This window comes from Neorhizobium petrolearium (assembly GCF_017873175.1).
GTDB lineage: Bacteria > Pseudomonadota > Alphaproteobacteria > Rhizobiales > Rhizobiaceae > Neorhizobium > Neorhizobium petrolearium.
In genome coordinates, this window is record NZ_JAGGJW010000018.1 from 46,077 (window position 1) to 61,828 (window position 15,752).

Annotated in this window: 15 protein-coding genes; 13 read left to right on the forward strand and 2 right to left on the reverse strand. The window is 56.9% G+C overall.

The window, feature by feature from the left end; genetic code table 11:
- Positions 1-174: 174 nt before the first annotated feature.
- The 7 genes from J2046_RS28150 to J2046_RS28180 all read left to right on the forward strand — a co-directional run bounded on the left by J2046_RS28150 (position 175) and on the right by J2046_RS28180 (position 7,708).
- Positions 175-732: a hypothetical protein gene (locus J2046_RS28150; protein WP_210057435.1), complete on the forward strand. Its 558-nt coding sequence runs from the start codon at positions 175-177 to the stop codon at positions 730-732.
- Positions 733-964: 232 nt separating this feature from the next.
- Positions 965-2,689, forward strand: a complete 1,725-nt coding sequence (locus tag J2046_RS28155) for a putative bifunctional diguanylate cyclase/phosphodiesterase (protein WP_210057437.1) — start codon at positions 965-967, stop codon at positions 2,687-2,689.
- A gap of 50 nt (positions 2,690-2,739) precedes the next feature.
- A complete protein-coding gene (locus J2046_RS28160) occupies positions 2,740-3,258 on the forward strand; it encodes a ubiquinone biosynthesis methyltransferase UbiE (RefSeq protein WP_210057439.1) in 519 nt (172 codons plus the stop codon).
- Positions 3,255-4,433 (forward strand): class I SAM-dependent methyltransferase, encoded by a 1,179-nt coding sequence (locus tag J2046_RS28165; protein WP_210057440.1) that lies wholly within the window; start codon positions 3,255-3,257, stop codon positions 4,431-4,433. The genes J2046_RS28160 and J2046_RS28165 overlap by 4 nt, the downstream gene beginning before the upstream one ends.
- Positions 4,430-6,790 carry a SpoIIE family protein phosphatase gene (locus J2046_RS28170; RefSeq protein ID WP_210057442.1) on the forward strand — a complete coding sequence of 787 codons (2,361 nt, stop codon included), beginning with the start codon at positions 4,430-4,432 and terminating at the stop codon, positions 6,788-6,790. The genes J2046_RS28165 and J2046_RS28170 overlap by 4 nt, the downstream gene beginning before the upstream one ends.
- A gap of 4 nt (positions 6,791-6,794) precedes the next feature.
- A complete protein-coding gene (locus J2046_RS28175) occupies positions 6,795-7,355 on the forward strand; it encodes a slr1658 superfamily regulator (RefSeq protein WP_210057443.1) in 561 nt (186 codons plus the stop codon).
- A gap of 14 nt (positions 7,356-7,369) precedes the next feature.
- Positions 7,370-7,708 carry a slr1659 superfamily regulator gene (locus tag J2046_RS28180; protein WP_037153852.1) on the forward strand — a complete coding sequence of 113 codons (339 nt, stop codon included), beginning with the start codon at positions 7,370-7,372 and terminating at the stop codon, positions 7,706-7,708.
- A 25-nt stretch (positions 7,709-7,733) separates the two neighbouring features.
- On the opposite strand, the gene J2046_RS28185 is transcribed toward J2046_RS28180, so the two are convergent.
- Positions 7,734-8,879, reverse strand: a complete 1,146-nt coding sequence (locus J2046_RS28185; protein ID WP_210057445.1) for a helix-turn-helix domain-containing protein — start codon at positions 8,877-8,879, stop codon at positions 7,734-7,736.
- A gap of 353 nt (positions 8,880-9,232) precedes the next feature.
- On the opposite strand from J2046_RS28185, the gene J2046_RS28190 reads away from it, so the two are divergent.
- From J2046_RS28190 to J2046_RS28215, 6 genes are all read left to right on the forward strand, one after another.
- Positions 9,233-10,282 (forward strand): UDP-glucuronic acid decarboxylase family protein, encoded by a 1,050-nt coding sequence (locus tag J2046_RS28190; protein ID WP_210057446.1) that lies wholly within the window; start codon positions 9,233-9,235, stop codon positions 10,280-10,282.
- The gene (galE, locus tag J2046_RS28195) at positions 10,282-11,268 is read left to right on the forward strand and encodes a UDP-glucose 4-epimerase GalE (RefSeq protein ID WP_210057448.1); all 987 of its coding nucleotides are present in this window, start codon (positions 10,282-10,284) and stop codon (positions 11,266-11,268) included. The genes J2046_RS28190 and galE overlap by 1 nt, the downstream gene beginning before the upstream one ends.
- Positions 11,265-13,175 carry a glycosyltransferase family 2 protein gene (locus tag J2046_RS28200; RefSeq protein WP_210057450.1) on the forward strand — a complete coding sequence of 637 codons (1,911 nt, stop codon included), beginning with the start codon at positions 11,265-11,267 and terminating at the stop codon, positions 13,173-13,175. The genes galE and J2046_RS28200 overlap by 4 nt, the downstream gene beginning before the upstream one ends.
- The gene (locus tag J2046_RS28205; RefSeq protein WP_210057452.1) at positions 13,168-14,133 is read left to right on the forward strand and encodes a glycoside hydrolase family 26 protein; all 966 of its coding nucleotides are present in this window, start codon (positions 13,168-13,170) and stop codon (positions 14,131-14,133) included. Before J2046_RS28200 ends, J2046_RS28205 begins: the two co-directional genes overlap by 8 nt.
- Positions 14,134-14,151: 18 nt before the next feature.
- Positions 14,152-14,661: a DUF995 domain-containing protein gene (locus tag J2046_RS28210; protein WP_210057454.1), complete on the forward strand. Its 510-nt coding sequence runs from the start codon at positions 14,152-14,154 to the stop codon at positions 14,659-14,661.
- Positions 14,662-14,805: 144 nt separating this feature from the next.
- A complete protein-coding gene (locus J2046_RS28215; RefSeq protein WP_210057456.1) occupies positions 14,806-15,021 on the forward strand; it encodes a hypothetical protein in 216 nt (71 codons plus the stop codon).
- A 95-nt stretch (positions 15,022-15,116) separates the two neighbouring features.
- On the opposite strand, the gene J2046_RS28220 is transcribed toward J2046_RS28215, so the two are convergent.
- A complete protein-coding gene (locus J2046_RS28220) occupies positions 15,117-15,734 on the reverse strand; it encodes a TetR/AcrR family transcriptional regulator (protein ID WP_233470349.1) in 618 nt (205 codons plus the stop codon).
- Positions 15,735-15,752 lie beyond the last annotated feature (18 nt).

The following is a 15,752-nucleotide window of genomic DNA, read 5'->3' on the forward strand; positions in this document are numbered from 1 at the left end:
GAGACCGTCAACGCGCAGAGCGTCAACAAGGCTTCGCAATTTCTGGAGATACCCAAATCCACGATCAGCAGACATCTTCACATGGCGGCTGTCGCGAATCCCGACCATAAAGCTTGATAACTGGCGATAAGCATTATTTCAGCAATTTCTTCTACAGGTGTGAAGAGCGCACGAATGGGAGATTTAGCTGGTGACTCGTACAACGATTTTAATGATGGCATTCCTGTCGTCCTGCACGGTTATGCCCGACCATTCCCAGACAGTGACATCGATGACAACGTCGGCAACCGGTTCTGCAAAGAGGGATATGACGGTCACTGCGGCAATCAACAAGACCACGGTGGAGCGCTCCAAGCTCCAGTCTTCGCAGTCGGTACTGGCCTATGGTGGACCCAGTCCCTGGATTTGTACCCCAAGCGGATTTGGCATGAAATCGCACTGCACATCGAAAGCTTCCCTCGACTACTGATCAAGGCGACGGTTGAGGCCGGAAGTCCGGAGGCAGGCGAAAGAGCCGGATGTCTCGCTCTGTCCGACATGTCGTGCGTCTTTCGCTGTCTCCCGGCATTCGGCGAATTGTTCCGTGGGATAGAACTGCAAGCTGGCATTCCGACCCGACATCTGACCGGCTCGAACTTGGTTTCCACAGGGAGTGCACTGAGGCTGGCGGCCATATCCGCCAAGACCGATAATTTCCGCGGTATTGCCAAGGTTCTGCGGCCGCGTTGGTAATTGGACACACGTGAGCGCCCGAATTGCATCTCGCATCCTCCCCGGAGACAACAAAGTAACTGAGAAAATTATTATTTCGTTGGTGGAGCGGCATTGAATGCAACACGTTTTGCGATATTTATTCAGAAACAACTAATTTAGGGAACAAAATTGAGCCGCATCAAAGCCCAGCGAGTGTAGATGAATTAGCAGGATTGTTTTCCGAGAGGACCTTATGGAAGGGGAGGAAAGGATGCCGAACCGGGATACGACGAAGCCTGCTTCTGTCGAAACCGATCTCCTTGCCGATACCGACGACGTGGTCTCTCTTTATGACGAGAGCTTTCATCTCACCGAATGCTCGGCAAAGTACCGGCAGACATATGGCCTTGATTCACTCGTCGACACGACATTGTGGCATGTCTATCCGGAGCTTCTGGCCCCTTTAACGAAATCTGCGGTTGAACTTGTACTTTCGAATGGTTTCCCGCGAAAGATCGAGATTGCAAACGCGAAGACAGCAGATCAGCGCACACTCATCGTTTTCCGCAGCCCTTGCGGCTTGGGGGTTGTCGAAACGAATGGTAACTCAAGCCTGCGCGGGACCTATAGCCAGGCTGAGAACGACCGAGTGCTTCTCCTTTACCAAGCTACCCATGATGTTTTAACAGGGCTGCCAAATCGACGGCAATTCAGCGATCAACTGCGAGATGTTCTGACCACATCGAAGAGGGTAAAGTTCGCCCTCATGCAGATCGACCTCGACGATTTTAAACCGGTCAACGACACACTGGGCCATGGTGCAGGCGACGTGGTTCTGAAGATGGCTGCCGAACGGATAAAGAGCGTGCTCGGAGAGCAGGAATTCGCTTATCGATTGGCCGGCGACGAGTTTGCAGTCATTCAGCGGAAAAACGCTCAACCCGGGGAAGCGGAACGTCTGGCAGAAGCCCTCGTCCATGCCTTCCGGGAGCCATTCATGGTCGAGGGCCTTAACGTCTTTGTCGGTGCAAGCGTTGGAGTTGCGGTTGCCCCAGCAGATGGAGACGAATTCGAACAGCTCATGAAAGCGGCAGACATTGCACTCTACGCTGCCAAGGAGGATGGCCGGCGCAGGGCGAGGAGGTTTAACCGCTCCATGCTTATGGTTCTGGAACAGCGAGAGACATTGCGCCGCAGCTTGCGAACTGCGCTCAAAGAGGGGCAATTCTTCATTGAATATCAGCCACTTGTGCAGCCGCCCTTCTCGATCGTAGGCTTCGAAGCGCTATTGCGATGGCGCCATCCCGTCATGGGCATCATTCCACCCGGCCTCTTCATTCCGATGGCCGAGACGGACGGTTTGATGAGCGATATCGGCCAATGGGCTCTTGAACAATCCTGTCGCGAGGCAATGACGTGGCCACCCCACTTCACGGTTGCCGTCAATCTCTCTCCGGCGGAATTCCTGCATGCAGGGCTTACCGACCGCATTGCTCAAACCTTGGATCTTGTCGGAATACGCGCCGAACGGCTCGAGCTCGAAATCACCGAGTCTGTGCTTCTAGAGCGAACGATCAACAATCTCGATACGCTCAACACACTCAAAATGCTGGGAGTGCAGATATCGCTTGACGATTTTGGAACCTACTATTCATCGCTCAGTTATCTGAAAAACTTCCCCTTCGATACGATCAAGATCGACCAATATTTCATCAAGGATCTCGAGGTCGATAACAAAAGCCAGACGATCGTCCGGTCCATTATCGCACTCGCCCACGGGCTCGGCATGAGCGTCACTGCCGAAGGAGTGGAAACGACGGAACAAGCCGCTTGGCTCAACAAGAAAGCCTGTGATCGGCTGCAGGGATATTTTCTAAGTAAGCCAATGCCCGCCGAGAGGATAGGCGCGTTCCTCAGGAAGTCTACGCCGCCCGTCCCTTTCGGGAATTTCCCCATTCCCAAACCAATGCGACCGTTGGATCCTCGGCGAATGTGACAGTCAATTTTTGAACTTCCTCGGAGCGGGCATGGGCAGGAGGAACCGGCATGTGTGCAGCCAGCAAGAAGCCAGCAGAAGCGGCCTTCGCGCCTCTGCTCCAGTTTGAGATGGATATGGGAACCTTTCTTTCCGACTGGCAGCATTGCGATCAACTGTCGACCTTCATGGCGCGGATGATCAGTCACAACCGCACGGATCCCATCCGGCACTCGAATTTCTTCTCGTTTGCTCTCAATGAGCTGCTGGAGATATCATTCCGGGGCGGTTCGCCCGAAGGCAGGATAGACTGCATCGTTTATCGACGCGACTTGATGGAGCGTGTGAAGCTCAGCTTTACATGTCCTTCAGGGCAGCAGGAATTCTACCGTGAGGCGGTGTCGAGAACCCATCAGGAAGATGCGTTCTCGCGCTATCTTGGTGCCATTTCAACGGATCAGACGCCAAACAGAGAAGTTATCCTTCTTGATCTGGCGATCAATTTCGACGCCGACGTTCGTCTGGAAGAACGTGCTCCGGCATCCATAACGTTCGTCGTCGACCTGCCGCTTGAAAGGGCCATAAATTGAACACGACGGTCTTTTCATCGCCCTTCAATGCGGAATTCGACGTCAATAGCCAGGAGTTCTCGCTGGCCGGCGTGATCCGGCCGCGCTCGGTCGATGAGATCGCCGCAAGCATTTCCGTGCTCAAAGAGGCTATCGATGACGTGCGCGGGGTTCTCTACATCAATGTGAAACGTCTCGTCCAGATGAACAACACAGCGTTCCAGGCCTTTGCCCGTGTTGTTCTGGACGCTTGTCGGTCGAGGTCCGATCTTAGTTTCGTGGTAGTGACTTCAAGCGTCGTTGGCTGGACCGAACGCATGTTCAGGCACCTGAACAGGATCGAGCCCCGGGTTACGGTGGAGGTCTACGATTCAAAATTCTACCCCGGCCAGGCCTTTGTCGAGGATACGAGTTTCATTCCGATATTGCGCACGCAGACCAAGATGACCTGGCGCCACGAGCGAACGATCCTTCCCCGTCACGGTATGCGCCCCGGGGTCGTGATGGCCGATATCTGCTGCGGCATCGGCGATTTCGCCATGCTTGTCAAAAAGGAGTTCCAGCCGACGCGCATCGTGGCGCTCGACCATTCGAAGGCAAGCCTCGCCTATGCACGCGACATGGCAGCCAGCTTCGGCATTGCCGATATCGAATATACCTATGGCGACGCGTCCGAAATGTTGCTCGAGGACAATCAGTTCGACCTCGTGACCTGCCGCCATTCGCTTCAGATATTCAACCGCCCGACCGTGCTTTTGAAGGAGCTTTACCGGATCTGCAAGCCGGGCGGGCGGGTGTATATAACCAACGAAAAGAATTCGCACTGCCTGGGAGAACCCCGATCGAAGAGTATTCAATGGACATATAACGAGGTTGCGAAGCTGTTCAGCCACTTCGACATGGATGTGGAGCTTGGGCCCAAGAGCCGCCGATATCTCGTCGACGCCGGCTTTGACGATATCCTCATGGAATCCTTCATGGTCACCAACCTCGACGGAGACCCACAGGACTTCGCCGATGTCATCGCGGCCTGGGAAAACGTCTACGCCGGAGAAATGGCCATGAAACGTGGCGATCCTCCCGAATTTATGGAACGCTTCCGCCAGGGTTTCAGCGACCACATCTTTGCAGCCCTTCATCCCAAGGGCTATGCCGGCTGGCCAATCTGGGCGGCATCCGGACGCAAACCGCCATGAGCACCCCCAGTCAGCAGATCGCACGTTTTGGCCTGCGCTCGTTCCGCGCGAAGTTCGTTCTCGTCGTCGGGAGCGCCGTGCTCTTCGATCTGCTCGTGACCGGGGGCCTGGCGCTTTGGAATGTGCAAAGGCTCTCCCGCGATGCAACCGCCGAGGTCGGCCAAGGGCTGGAACAGGCCAATCAGGGCTATATCCGTTCCTACGCGGAAACGACGGCCGAACACGTCAATCTGCTCCTGAACCAGGTTCATTCCGACGTGAACACATTGGCAGGCGTCCTTCAGTCGCAGATCGATCGCCCCTTGAGGGAAACCCAGATCGGTGAGGCAATGGCTCGCGGCGCTCCGGGAACCGTCGACGTCGTTTACGATGCGAAAGGAGGATGGGCCCAGAACCTGCCCGGCCCACTATCCGTCGTCAGCGTCTGGGGATATCTCTTAGGCCCCGATCACGTTCCGTTGCCCGAGGTTCAGAGGGAGATAGAAAACAGCGCCGTCCTTGATCTGGTCGCGCCGAGCCTCCTGGCAAACGGTCTTTCGAAGCTGCAGATGTATTACATCGGCCCGAAGGAACGCCCGATCTTCAGGACAGCGCCTTACACGGATCAGGCCCAGACCTTCGACAAGCTCTACCCGGGCCATAACAGCGCGGAATTCTGGACTTTCTTTTTTCCCGGGCTCTACGAGTCCTGGGAGCAATGGGCCACGGATCCGGGGCAGCGTCCGGTCAGCGACGTCATCACTCAAACGGCGCCTTATACGGATGCGATCACCGGCAAGCTCATCGTCAGCTTCTTTCAGCCCCTCTGGTCTCCGGACCGCACGAAGGTTGCAGGCGCCGCCGGCACTGACATCACCCTCGACCAACTGGCGGAAATCGTCGAGAACGTCAAAGTCGCCGACAATGGCTTCGGCTTCCTCACCATGTCGGACGGCAATGTCGTCGCTATCAATCCCATCGGCGAGAAAATCATCGGCCTGCAAGCATCAAGCGATACGGGCGGTGAAGGCGTGACCGGCCTGAACCGCTCTCTGAGAAGAAGCCTGCAGCCGGAAATCGCGCAGCTGCCGCTGGGGGAGGACGGACTGCTGCGGCACATTCTCCTTGATGAAAACGGCGAGAAGGTCCCCTACCTCGTCGTCCTGAAACAGCTGCAGCCGACGAACCTCTGGGTCTCCGGCCCGGTCCGGCGTGAGGCTATGCTGCTCGGCATCGTCGTGCCGGAGCGCGAGATCTACGCCTCGTTGTTTGCGGCCCAGGCAGGAATTTCACAAGCGACGAACCGGATCCTGATCTACCAGATTCTCGCCCTCCTCGTATCCCTGTGCTTCGTCATCGGAGCCGTTTTCGCCATATCGAAGCGTATAACCAGAGGCATCAGCGCGCTCGCCGATGCCGCCAAGCGCATACAGGCCAAGGATTATTCGGTCAGGCTCGATATCCCGACACATGACGAGGTCGGCGAGGCGGGCCTAGCCTTCAATCGCATGGCGGAACAGATCAGCTTCCATACGGAAAATCTCGAGCAGCTCGTTGAGGACAGAACCAAGGAGATCGAAGAGGCAAACCTGCAAATCTCCGCTCTGAATCATAAGTTGCGCAGCGAAAACTTGCGCCTCGGCGCAGAACTCGCTGTCGCACGCCGCATCCAGATGATGGTCCTCCCCAAGGCCCGTGAGCTGGAGGAAATTACCGATCTGGAAATCGCAGCCTATATGCGGCCAGCCGACGAGGTCGGAGGCGATTACTACGATGTCCTGAGGGACGGAAAGCGGCTGAAAATCGGCATCGGCGACGTGACCGGACATGGCCTCGAAAGCGGCGTCCTGATGTTGATGGTCCAATCGACTGCACGAGCCCTGCAGGAAGCGGGCGACATGGATCCGTCGCAATTTCTGAACAGTGTGAACCGAGCCATCTACAAGAACCTCGTCAGGACCAGCACCAACAAACACCTGTCGCTCGCCTTCTTGGATTATGATGGAAAGCGCCTGACCCTTTCGGGCCAGCATGAGGAACTGATCGTTGTCCGCAAGCTGGGAAAGGTGGAGCGGATCGATACGCTGGATCTCGGCCTGCCGATCGGGCTGGAACCGGATATTTCGCCATTCGTGGTAACGCGTGAAGTCTCCTTTGATCGCGACGACATGATCATTCTCCACACCGACGGCGTGACCGAGGCCGAGAATCGCGCCGGTGAGCTTTTCGGCATCGAGCGACTTTGCGAAAGCGCCGGTCGGCGATACGGCCAGAGCGCCGAGGATGTCAAAGTCGGTATCATCGACGACCTGATGACCCATATCGGAACTCAGAAGATTCATGACGACATCACACTCGTTGTTATGAGACACAGGTGAGCGAATGACGACCTTGTACGGATTGGAAGATCTGGCGATCGGAACAGGCGAAAATATCACCAGGCTTTGCCTCTTCGAGGGGCCTCTCGATCTTGGCTGGAAGCACTGCGCGATCACGTCGGATTTCGTCGCCGAGTTCATCGCCCTGCGCTACCGCGCATCCCGCAGCCTCTACAAGGAGGTTCGGCACAATGTCGGCTATCTGACGAATGAACTCATTGAGAACGCGGTAAAGTTCCGGGCTGCCGGCGAGATCGTCGTGGAAGCCTCGGTCGACGACAATGTCTTCCGGGCAAAAGTCTCCAATCTTATCGAGGAGAAACCAGCCATGCAGTTCCAGCATTTGCTATCGCAAATCACTGCAGGAGATCCGGGCGAGCTTCTCATAAAGCGGATCGAGGCGAATGCGATCGGCACGAACACAAGCAGCTCAGGCCTCGGGCTTCTAACGCTGATGAGCGATTATGGCGCCCACTTTGCGTGGGTTTTTGGATCTGAAGAGCCAGACGGCAAAATTCCGCTGGAAACCTATGCGTCTATCGCAGTTCCGAATGTCTCGAATTGATTGGGCTGTTCAATATGGAAATAAAGCAAGAAGAATATCGCGTCTGGTCGGAGGGTACGGAGATCTATTTCGACGGGTCCATGCGCCTGCCCAGCACGGAAGCCTATGCGCCGATTTTTTCCCTCGTCATGAGTATTCTGGAAACCGAGCCGGATCACATTACCGTGGACCTTACCGGGTTGCAGTTTCTCAATTCATCCGGAATCAACCTGCTCGCGAAGCTCACGATTGAGATACGCAATAAGCCGAATGTTCACTTAACGGTACGCGGAAGCTCCGAATATCATTGGCAATCAAAGTCTCTTCCAAACTTGAAGAAGTTGCATCCGGCGATCGATCTCAGACTTGGCTGACGAAAGCCCTGGCAATAACCCCGGATCAACCTCCAAGGGTTAGCCAGTCGCCGATCGTCGTCCCGTAACGTTGCGTGGCACGAGCGACCGGACCGGCCGGGTGCTCGCTTGCCGCAGTCTTCCGGATCTCACGCGGGCTGAGCCCAAACTCGTGGCTGAAAGCGCGGGTAAAATTGGCGGCGACGTCGAAACCGGCCGCCTCCGCGATCTGCGAAATCGGCCTGCTATCTGACGGGTTGCTAAGATCTGCATATGCCTGCAGCAATCGACGTTTGCGAATGTAGTTGAGGACGCCCCCGTTCGCTTCGAACAACTGGTAGAGCCGTGTACGGGAGATACCCAACGCGCGGCACATGACGTCAGGCGTCAAATTATCTGAATGAAGGTTGAGGTGAATGTAGCGATGTGCCCGCTCCATCGGGCCCATCGTCTGATCCTGATTGTTATTCAATTTTGTGGACGATGCAGCGCAAGCAACGACCATATCGCCGATCGTTCGTATGATCCGCGGCACCTCCGCTGCCGTCAAATTGCTCAGGTTCGCTTCCAGGCCGTTGATATAGCTGATGAGCAATTCAGCCAGACTGCCGGAGAGGACCACGTTGTTGGCGTTCTGAAGAAGACTCGCATCGCCGGCCAACAGTTCATAGGGCAAGAAGACAAACACAGCGATCGAATCGGTTATTCGCCCGCGGTACGGACTGCCGAGAGACCTGAAAAATATCTCCCCCGGGCCGGTCTCCGTCACATGACGACTGACCTCCGTCCAAGCCCGACCGCTGCGAAGCATACCGACGTTCCAATGGTCGATCGGGCTCGACCGCAGCATGGCTTGATCTCGGACATAGCTGTATGCCTGCGCGCGCTGCTGGACGATAAGTATGTCGTCGAGACGCCAACCAATCTGTTCGGCGAAAAAACTGTCGTCCGGTGATCTTTCGTCCGGCAGATGAACATCCACGAGCGGCGCCATATGTGACCGCCACGCCTTGAATTGTTCTTTCGGTGGCAGGTCTTGTGTCGAAAATCGCAATGGCACCAAAGCAGGAGGGACATCCAAACGATCTTCTTTCTCCTGGGACGGTTCGCGCGGCCAGCGCCGCCGCTCCATGTGGGTTGGCCATTCCTGTCCCTCGGCGGGTTTATCTCCAGACCCGGACCTCGTAGCCATCCAATTTCTCCAGCGCATAAGCCGATCCTGGCCGTTGAAATTGAGAGCAGGCACTCGTTTTCACGGCTGAACCTCCGCACACTCCGCCCGGAACAACGGAAGTGGCTGAAACGTCACGTGCATAAGCTTTCTATCATATTCCCTCTTAAGCAGAAATGTACGGAACGACAATTTTTAGGATGCAGGGATAACGACAATTGCGCCTTGAGGCTGTATCCAATTAAGTAATGGTTAATTCCGAATACAAGCCGGGACAGCCAAGCATTCAATTGCCAGAGCGATGCAGTTTTGCAGCACTCTCAATGTGAAACGACACATATCCAAAACAAAAACCAGAACATGGGAGGATAGTTGTGAACTATCTTGGTGACATTCGTGCGCGTTCTGCACAAGCTTCGGTCAGTGGCAGGAATTCTTCATCACATAGCCATCAGTCGCGAAAGAGAATTCTTGTCGCCGGCGGCGCAGGTTTCCTCGGATCACATCTATGCGAGGCGCTCCTGGCCGCCGGCCATCAGGTGATCTGTCTCGACAATTTTTCCACGGGTCTAAGGCGTAATATCGCTCATCTGAATCACTTCGATGCCTTCGACGTCATCGCCCACGACATCGTGCTGCCCATCGAGCTGGAAGTTGACGAGATCTACAATCTCGCCTGCCCGGCATCTCCCCCGCACTATCAATCCGACCCGGTCCACACCACGAAGACCTGCGTGATAGGGTCGCTCAACCTGCTGGAGCTGGCTGCGCGCACCGGTGCACGCATCCTCCAGGCTTCCACCTCCGAGGTCTACGGGGACCCCAATGTCCACCCGCAGGTCGAAAGTTACTGGGGCAACGTCAATCCTTTTGGCCCGCGCTCCTGTTACGATGAAGGCAAGCGTTGCGCAGAGACTTTATTCTTCGACTTTCACAAAAAGCACGACGTCGAGATCAAAGTCGTTCGCATCTTCAACACATACGGTCCTCGAATGCGCCCGGACGACGGCCGCGTGGTTTCGAATTTCGTCGTCCAGGCCCTGACGGGACAGGATATCACGATATACGGCGACGGTTCACAGACCCGTTCGTTCTGCTTTGTCGACGATCTCATCGATGGCTTCATTCGCATGATGGCCTCGTCGGCCTCGCTGACGGGACCGATCAATCTCGGCAATCCCGGGGAATTCACGATTGGAGAGCTGGCAGAACAGGTGATCGGACTGACCCGGTCCCGGTCGAAAATCATCCATCGCCCGCTGCCCGCCGACGATCCTCGCCAGCGCCGCCCCGATATTTCGCTCGCCATGCAGGAACTCGGCTGGCGTCCGAATGTGGATTTGGCGAGCGGCCTCGTGCAGACGATCGGCCATTTCGATCGCCTTCTCACCCGCGCGACCCCCGAATTGGCGGAGGCGATCTGATGGGTGCGCCCCGGGTCCTTGTCACAGGTGGTGCCGGCTTTATCGGCAGTCACACTGCCAAGTTGCTTCGATCGGAAGGGATCGAGCCGATCGTCTACGACAATCTCACGACCGGGAACCGATCGTCTGTCCGCTGGGGGCCTTTCATCGAGGGCGACATCCTCGATTCCGACGGCCTGATCGAGGTCATCGAAAAATATGCCCCCGACGCCGTCATCCATTTCGCGGCATCGGCTTATGTCGGCGAGTCGGTGCAAAATCCTGCAAAATACTACAACAACAATGTCTGCGGCGCATTGTCGCTTGCCGATGCCTGCCGGCAGACCGGGCTTCAGAACATCATATTTTCATCGAGTTGCGCCGTCTATGGGATCCCTCTCACACTGCCGATTGATGAGGCGATGCCAAAGGCTCCGATCAATCCTTACGGCAAGACCAAGCTGATCGGTGAGAATGTGCTCGCCGACTACGCGGTTGCTTTCGGCCTGCGTTACGTCGCGCTGCGCTACTTCAACGCCTGCGGAGCCGATCCGGAAGGCGAGCTTGGTGAATGGCATTTTCCAGAAACCCACCTCATTCCACGGGCAATGCAGGCTGCAGCCGGCCAGATCCCGCACCTGGAGATCTTCGGTGACGACTACGACACGCCGGATGGTACCTGCATAAGGGACTATATCCACGTCGCCGATCTCGCACGCGCCCACGTCCTCGCTTTTGATCATCTCGTGAGAGGCGGGGCAAACATCGCTCTCAATCTCGGTACCGGACGCGGTTTTTCCATCAAAGAAGTCTTGCTCATGATCGAGGAAACGACCGGACGCGAGGTTCCGATCGTGATCCGTCCGCGCCGGCCCGGCGATCCGCCCAGCCTTTACGCGGACCCCGGCTTAGCTCGTGAGACGCTGGGCTTCCAGCCTCAACACTCCGACCTGAAGACCATCGTGCGGACGGCCGCTCCGTTCTTTGGATTGGAGGTGCGTTCGTGAGCGAACTTTCAATCGTCAGAGCGACGGATGTCTCGGAGCGCGCCCAGGAGCCGCTGCTCGTGCCGGTTCTGACTGGGTATCGCCGAGTGGAATATCTTTCCGGGGCGGGCGTGTGGGCCGTTGCTTTCATTTATTTCTGGGCCTGGTGGCTGGAGTCACGCCATCACATAGACGCGTTCGGCTCCATTATCGTGAGCCTCGTACTGGCCTGGATCACCGTTCTGCCGGCCTATTTCATCATCGTCTTCTACCGGGCAGCAAAACCAAACGGCCCCTTGCGCCTACCGGCCGGCAGTCGCGTGGCCATGGTCGTGACCAAGGCACCGTCGGAGCCCTTCTCCGTCGTCAGGGAGACATTGCAGGCGATGCTTGCCCAGGATGTGCCGCATGATACCTGGATTGCCGACGAGGACCCTTCCGCCGAAACCCTCGATTGGTGCAGCAGGCACGGCGTCTTCGTTTCGACCCGCAAAGGACGACCCGACTACCACAGGACCTCCTGGCCCAGGCGCACGCGTTGCAAGGAAGGCAATCTCGCCTTCTTCTACGACCATTACGGTTACGACCGCTATGACTTCGTGGCACAGCTTGATGCGGATCATGTTCCTGAGCCCGGCTATCTTTTCCAGATGCTGCGCCCCTTCGCCGATCCGAAAGTCGGCTATGTCTCGGCGCCCAGCATCTGCGATAAGAACGCGTCCGAAAGCTGGTCGGCACGCGGAAGGCTCTACGCCGAAGCCAGCATGCACGGCTCGCTGCAAGCCGGCTACAATGGGGGGCTGGCGCCGCTGTGCATAGGATCGCATTATGCGGTTCGCACGGCGGCGCTCGGGGAGATCGGTGGCCTCGGCCCGGAACTGGCGGAAGACCACTCGACGACATTGATGATGAATGCTGCCGGCTGGCGGGGCGTACACGCCCTCGACGCGATCGCTCATGGCGACGGCCCCAGCACCTTCAGCGATCTTGTGACACAGGAATTTCAGTGGTCACGAAGCCTCGTCATGCTCCTGTTGCGGTACTCACCCCGCCTTGTCGGCCGGTTGCCGCTCAGGCTCAAGTTCCAGTTCCTCTTTTCACAGCTCTGGTACCCGCTTTTCGCATTCTTCATGCTGCTCATGTTTGCGATGCCGATCATCGCCCTCGCGCGTGGCGAAAACTTCGTAACCGTGACCTATCCGGATTTTCTGGCGCATTTCGCACCGCTCTCGGTCATTCTCGTGCTGATGGCTTACCGCTGGCGGGCCAGCGGTTCGTTCCGGCCCTACGACGCGAAGATCCTGAGCTGGGAATGCATGCTCTTTCTTTTCGCACGCTGGCCCTGGGCAGTCGCCGGCACCTTGGCGGCGGTCTATGACTGGTTCACCGGATCGTTCGTCGATTTCCGGGTCACCCCGAAAGGTCGATCGGAAGTCGATCCGTTGCCGCTGCGCGTTCTGGGGCCTTACGTCTTCCTCGCAGTCGCAGCCGTGCTGCCCGCCCTGGCGATCAATAGCGCCGGAGCGCCCAAGGGGTTCTATCTCTTCACCATCCTGAACGCGGCAATCTACACGCTGCTGCTGGTGGTCATCGTCGTCCGGCATGCGCGGGAAAACACGATCGCAGCAGCCCCCCGTTTCTACCGTCCGGCAATGGTGACGGCACTCCTGGCGCTTATCGCACTGCCGGGGGTTGCAACGACCATACACGGGAAAGACGGGGCCGAGGCGCTCGCCTGGGGAAGTGGGCGCCTGCAGATTTTCGAAGAGCGTTACGCGGTTGCCGGCGCCGGCAAGGGTGGAGCCGCATTACGCAGGACCATACTGAAGCCACGTTGGATTTCCGTTCCGGCGGAAATCGAAATGAGAACGGAGGCCGCTCATCCGGATTGGCGGCGTCTAAGCCTGAAGGAGGTTGACAATGCATAGCCTGTCAAAAGTAGTAGCCTTGTCGCTAACCAGCCTGTTGCTGTCCGGAGCCGTGCTCACGGCAACCGCCCCGCGCGGGATTCCCAAAGCGCAGTCACTTGCGATGACCGCGCCATCAAGTACGCCGTCGATCAAGAGGCCGATCGTAACCCCTGAATCGATAACCCTCGGCGCCTATGATCCGCATGGCGATTTCGCCGAAGCATCCAGTTCGAAGATTGAACATCTCTTTCTGCCATGGGAAGACGTCGACCTCTCCACGCTGGCCTTTGCCGATGACTATGCGCAAGCTCGCGGTCGCACCTTACTGATCTCCGTCGAACCCTGGTCCTGGTCGCCCGACTGGCGCCAGACGTCGCAAGAACTGCTGCACAGCATCTTAAACGGTTCGCGCGACGGCAACATGGCCGCCGTTTGCTCGGCCGCCGCTACGCTGAAAAGTCCTGTCATCATAAGGTGGGGCCAGGAAATGGACGAGACGGACAATCAGTTCTCCTGGTCGCACTGGCGTGGTGCGGATTATGTGGAAGCTTTTCGCCGGGTGGTTCGTGTCTGCAAGGCTCATCTGAAGACGGCCAAATACATGTGGTCGCCCAAGGGCAACGAAGGACTCGAAGCCTTTTATCCTGGCGACGATGTCGTTGACCTTGTCGGCCTCTCGGTCTTTGGCCTGCAGCAGTACGACAGGGATAAAACCGGCCGTGACCAGACGTTTTCCGAGCGCCTCTCGCCCGGATATGCTCGTGTCGCGCGCTATGGCAAGCCGGTCATGGTTGCCGAACTCGGCTACGAGGGCGACGACTCGTATGTGCGAAACTGGGCCGAAAGCGTGACGAAGCGATATGCCGAGTTCCCTGCGCTGAGCGCCGTCATCTACTTCAACGACCGTGAAGTCTACCCGTGGCCAGACGGCTATGGCCGGCCTGACTGGCGGATTGCCCGCCAGACCATCAATTGACCAAGAAGGAACCCAATCATGTCGACAGTTCAAAAAGTGCTTCTTGCAGTCGCATTAGCCGGCGGCGTCGCCACGGCCGCGTCTGCGGCTGGAACTCGGGAACCCGCCGGGATCGAAACCTCGAAGCCTCTGAGCAATGCGGAAATCTACAAACTCTACGGCCAGAATTCTTGGATCTGGAAAGCTGGCGCAGGCTATTTTTCAGTAAAGGCGCGCACCTTCACCGCCTGGTCGCGGGAAAATGGGGCAGCGTCCTACGGCATAGGCCGCTGGTTCATCACCGCGCCGGGTAAACTCTGTTTCAACGCCGATTGGCACGCCAAAAACGGGACGGTAGCGGCAATCACCTGCTTCAGCCACCGCAAGAGGGGAGGCCTGATCTATCAGAAGCGTGAGCCCGATGGCCAGTGGTACGTTTTCAAAAATGCGCCGGCACAAACGACCGACGAATTCGCAAAGCTTCGGCATGGCGATTACGTGAGCTCGCGACTGCGGAGCATTGAGGCAATCGTCGGTCAAGGCAAGTGACGGCGAAGCGAGGATTGCGCGTATTTGAGGCACTATCTGTATCGGTTTGTTTGAGGCTGATGATTGCGCGCAACTCTCGCCATTCCACTGATTTTACGAACTTTCATATCAAGCAGCCCTCTCATGTGGCAAACGGAGGCTAGGATGATTACCAGTTGCAAAGGGAACCTCATCGAACTGAAACTGATTTCGAACTGCAGAAGAGAGGTCGAAATCGCAATGATGGAAATGCTCAATAAACTGGAGAGACGCGGATGGTCTGCAGCGGAATTGGCACTGGCGCTTGCGGATGCCTCCGAGGATCATGTTATGCTGACCGCGAGGAAAGAACCTGCATCGCATTATGCAGAGCGTCTTTAGCTTGTGAAAGCCAGGCGGCGTGAGCAGTAGCGTCGACCGGGAAACGGTCGCGTCGGTAGATTGAAGCGCGATACCAGGTCATTGGCCTACTGCTCTTAATATTCGCTAAGGCGGGTATAATGCGGGCTCATAAGGTCCTCGATTTGGTTACCGCAGGATTCCAATTGCTCGACGCTCTGCGAAGCCTTGGCCATGGACATGGCGCCCGAAAAACTGGCCACAATCAAGGTGGCCATTTTTCCAGGGTCAGGGAATTGTGCGAGACCAAGCTCGACATCCTTGCCGATACGCTCGGCAATCGCTTCTCGCCATTTCTGAAACAGCCTATCGAGTTCCTCTCGGGCCTCAACATCAAGCGTGGAAAGCTCAAGCGCAAGATTGTTCAAAGGGCAACCGGTTATCACTTCGGCATCCCTTAATTCCGATCGAACGACGCCGAACATGGCACGCACCCCCTGGAGTGCGTCAGGCGCTGCGAGAAACGGCTCGATGCACGTGCGATAGACGGCGCGGCCAAGCTGGGTGCGAATGACTTCCAGGAGTAAGTCCCGTTTTGCAGGAAAATGGTGCGCCAGCGCGCCTCCGGACACGCCGGTGATTTGCCTGATGTCCTGCATGCCAGTGGAGGCATAGCCGTGCTGCATGAAAGCAGCAAACGCATCTTCCGAGATCCGCTCTCTCATTCGAATGGGGTCGTTCCTGCGTTTGGTCATCGCGCTCAAGCCAAAAAT